The organism is Streptomyces viridosporus (assembly GCF_002078235.1).
GTDB classification, from domain to species: Bacteria; Actinomycetota; Actinomycetes; order Streptomycetales; family Streptomycetaceae; genus Streptomyces; species Streptomyces viridosporus.
In genome coordinates, this window is the sequence record NZ_MSGP01000980.1 from 1 (window position 1) to 673 (window position 673).

The following is a 673-nucleotide window of genomic DNA, read 5'->3' on the forward strand; positions in this document are numbered from 1 at the left end:
TCGCGGACGCGGTCGAGGACAGCCCCGGCATGCCGCTGGCCGACGAACCGGCCCGCGTCCGCGACGACCTCGCGCACCTGCGCACTTCTTGAGACCACCGCACCACACAGGAGCACCACGATGGAAGCCATCACCTTCCCCAACGGCCAGATCACCATGGCGGGCAGCCTCTACCTGCCCGAGGGCCTCGACCGCACCACCCGCCACGCCGCGATCGTCGTCGTCCACCCCGGCGGCGGCGTCAAGGAGCAGGCCGCCGGCCCGTACGCGAGCAAGCTCGCCGAGCAGGGCTTCGTCGCCCTCGCCTTCCACCCCCCCTTCCAGGGCGACAGCGGCGGCGAGCCGCACCACCTGGAGGACCCCTACGCCCGTGTCGACGACGTCCGCGCCGCCGTCGACCACATGCAGACCCTCGACTTCGTCGACCCCGAGCGGATCGGCACCCTCGGTATCTGCGCCGGCGCCGGCTACAGCGTCAACGCCGCCATGACCGACTACCGCATCAAGGCCCTGACCACCGTCAGCGCCGTCAACATCGGCACCAACTTCCGCCGTGGCTGGTACGGCACCGACTCCGACGCCGCCGCCGTCCCCACCCTCCAGGCCGTCGCCCGGCAGCGCACCGCCGAAGCCTCCCAGGGCGCCGAGCCCACCTACCTGCCCTACGTCCCGG

1 protein-coding gene is annotated in these 673 nt (G+C 72.5%); it reads left to right on the top strand.

Annotated elements, in window-relative coordinates; translation table 11 throughout:
* Window positions 1-120 precede the first annotated feature (120 nt).
* On the top strand, window positions 121-673 hold a 553-nt coding region (locus tag B7L92_RS39025; protein WP_159461103.1), incomplete at its 3' end, for an alpha/beta hydrolase.